The sequence below is a fragment of the Infirmifilum sp. genome (assembly GCF_049970975.1).
Classification (GTDB): domain Archaea; phylum Thermoproteota; class Thermoprotei; order Thermofilales; family Thermofilaceae; genus Thermofilum; species Thermofilum uzonense.
On record NZ_JBMFLX010000112.1, the window covers coordinates 1,493 to 4,123 of the forward strand.

Annotated in this window: 3 protein-coding genes and 1 pseudogene; 3 read left to right on the forward strand and 1 reads right to left on the reverse strand. The window is 58.8% G+C overall.

Annotation, left to right across the window (positions count from 1 at the left end; genetic code table 11):
* Positions 1-926 (reverse strand): hypothetical protein (locus ACP5KC_RS09135; protein WP_428287342.1); only part of this gene is annotated, 926 nt, incomplete at its 3' end.
* Between the two features lie 285 nt (positions 927-1,211).
* Here ACP5KC_RS09135 and ACP5KC_RS09140 point away from each other — a divergent pair.
* The 3 genes and pseudogenes from ACP5KC_RS09140 to ACP5KC_RS09150 form a co-directional block, all read left to right on the forward strand.
* Positions 1,212-1,370 (forward strand): annotated as a pseudogene (locus ACP5KC_RS09140) (nucleotidyltransferase family protein); the annotation flags it as partial.
* A gap of 179 nt (positions 1,371-1,549) precedes the next feature.
* Positions 1,550-1,843, forward strand: coding sequence for a PaRep2b protein (locus tag ACP5KC_RS09145; protein WP_428287343.1), 294 nt, complete (start codon positions 1,550-1,552; stop codon positions 1,841-1,843).
* A gap of 15 nt (positions 1,844-1,858) precedes the next feature.
* Positions 1,859-2,332, forward strand: a complete 474-nt coding sequence (locus tag ACP5KC_RS09150; RefSeq protein ID WP_428287344.1) for a hypothetical protein — start codon at positions 1,859-1,861, stop codon at positions 2,330-2,332.
* Positions 2,333-2,631: the final 299 nt, after the last annotated feature.

Sequence of the window (2,631 nt, forward strand, 5' to 3'; positions counted from 1 at the left end):
GCGGTGACCCAGAAGACCAGGAGAGTAGCGTAAGCCATGAACGACAGCCACAGGAATAAGGGTTGCCTGTATGCGTAATACAGTCCCAGTGACGCCGAAGAGTATACGGAGACGGGGAAGGTCAGCGCCCACAACAGCAGAGGTTCCCTCCTGAGCCTATGGAAGCTGGCTCCCGCCACGACTAAGGTAACGAAGAAGTTCCACGTCTCGAAGCCTACGAGCGTCAGCCCAATCAGCCTCGCGCTAGAGGCACTTAACAGTCCCCCGCCGGCTAGACCGAGTAAGGACAAAGCCACTATACTGCTAACACCGGCTGGCATTATAGAGGAGGACAGCCTGGCCAAGGTCTTGGCCTCCCTAACGTGGAGCGTCAAGGCTACGGATCCTAAGAAGAGGAACAGCAACACGCCCACGCCGTTCGCTATAGCCGTTAAGAAATATTCCCTAAGCGGTATCCCTAGGAAGGAGGTAGACAATACGGAGACGGGTGGGATGAGTATTGCGTAAGTGATCGAGTTCGGGTCTACGTCAAGAAGGAGCAACCTGACCCCTAAGGCGATGGAAGCGACGAATTGGGAAACGTAGATAGCGTAGTACAGCCAGTAATACAAGGGCTCAGGAAAGCTCACGAAGTCGTAGAGGTAGTTTATTGTGAGCAAGACGGTAATCGAAAGCGGCAACACGGGAACAAAGGAGAGTCTTATGACGTTGAGGAAGTCCTCCTTGACCACGCTGGGGTTAAAGAATAGCCTGATGGTCCAAAGCGAGCCCAACACGACTAAGGCCAATAGACCCAGGTAGAAGAAAAGCCATCCAACGTACCTTAGGCAGTCGCACAGGACAGAAAGCCTCAGCGAGTTCATGGAGACCGCTAGCGTGCCCAGAACGACGGCGAACCATTCGGGGCCGAATCTTCTCACGTCCACGAGCAAGGCTGAAGAGCATAAGGCATTTAAGTTTTACTCAGCGCTGGGGGCTTCCCGAATCGAGTCAAGCTGTGCCGTAGCCTCGAGAGGTCTGAACCCCAAAGGTCGAACAAGCGACAACGGAGGCTCTTCACGCCGAAGACAAAGCCGTTGTTAAAGCCCTCTAGGGCGAATTAACAGGGAACCGTTAGTAGGCACGTCGCGAAGGAACGGCTTTAAAGGAAAATACGGCAAGCAACGCCCTCGCTCACAAAGGATATAACGCAGGGGAGCGAACTAACCTCGATGGAGAGGGAGCTTGTTGACGCGTTCCTGCAGGTCTACGGCGACGACCTGATCTCCCTGGTGCTCTTCGGCTCTTATGCTAGGGGCGAGCAGAGGAAGGACAGCGACATCGACGTGCTGGTCGTGTTGAGGAAGATGAAGGCCAGGTACGCCGTCATCGACACCTCGATATACAACATACCCAGAGCGGACAAGTATGTCGCAGTCCTCGAGCCGACTGATCTGAGGCGAATAGACGTAGAGAGGTTGCAGAGGCGGGGGTACTTTATCGTCATAAACAAAGCCGGCGCGCTGTCGGCTTGGGCCAGGGGGTGGATACCCTTCGTGAGGGAGGGGCGGTGGCGGAGTTCTTAAGGCAGTGCAGAGAGGCCGGCGCCATCGGGGAGGAGACGTACAGACGCCTCGCCGCGAAGCTCGGAAGGGGAGTACCGGAGTGGAGCGATGTCAGGTTCTCCGTGAAGCTGACAAAAGACGGCTCCGTGGTGGTGGAGTACCAGCCCAGCGATCCGCAGTCCTTTAGGAATACCGTGGAGCTTCTGAGAGGGCTCGGCCTTAGGGACATCTGTGAGGGGGAGTGGTGCTTCATACACTTCACGGCTAGAGAGCCGGAGGGAGGGGCTTCGTCCGGATAACGGCGACTAAAGGAAATGCTCCTCAAGGAGGCCGGAAGGAAGGGCGTCGAGGCGCGCCGGCGGCTGGAGCAGTACTTCCGCGAGGGGGAGATGTGGGGCTCTGCGAAGCCGCCAATAGAGAAAGAGGTCGAGGGCAGGCGGATTAGGGTGCGTATAGAGGAGGTGGAGGCTTGGAGAGAGCGCAGAGAGAGGAAGGAGCATCTGGTCGTGAGGGTGAGGGCCGTCGTGGAGGAGAAGGACCGCGGAGTAGCGGTGGAGAAGGAGGCGAGGTTCTTCAAGAGCCGCGACGCGATCTACGGCTACGTAAACATACACACCGACGCAGAGGGAGGGCGCGAGGCCGACTACGCGAGGACCGCGGCGGTGCTGAAAGCCCTCGGCGTGGAGTCGTGGACGAGAGGTGAGAGGCAGATACAACTCACCGGAAGCACATTGGAGGCGCTGATGAGGCTCGAGCCGGTGTGCGGGGCGCTGGGCACATGCCGATGAATACTTTTTCAGACACCTGCCGGAGGTTTATGAAGCGGGGGCGGGCGCCGCCCCTCTCGCCGTGCGGGAGTCCGCTGAGGTTGTGAGGCCCCACCCCGCGACGTGATGGCGGACGCCGCGCCCGCGAATAGGCCCGACTGTCTGGGGACAGTAGGCGGGGCGCCGGCGCTACGCGCTGATAGAGCGCTGTCGGATTTAAAGATCCAAAACCGGCGTGGTCAGTCGGCCCGCCGGGATTCGAACCCGGGACCGCCCGTTACAGGCGCCTGGGGGCTTTTCCCATATGTACCCCCAGGGGC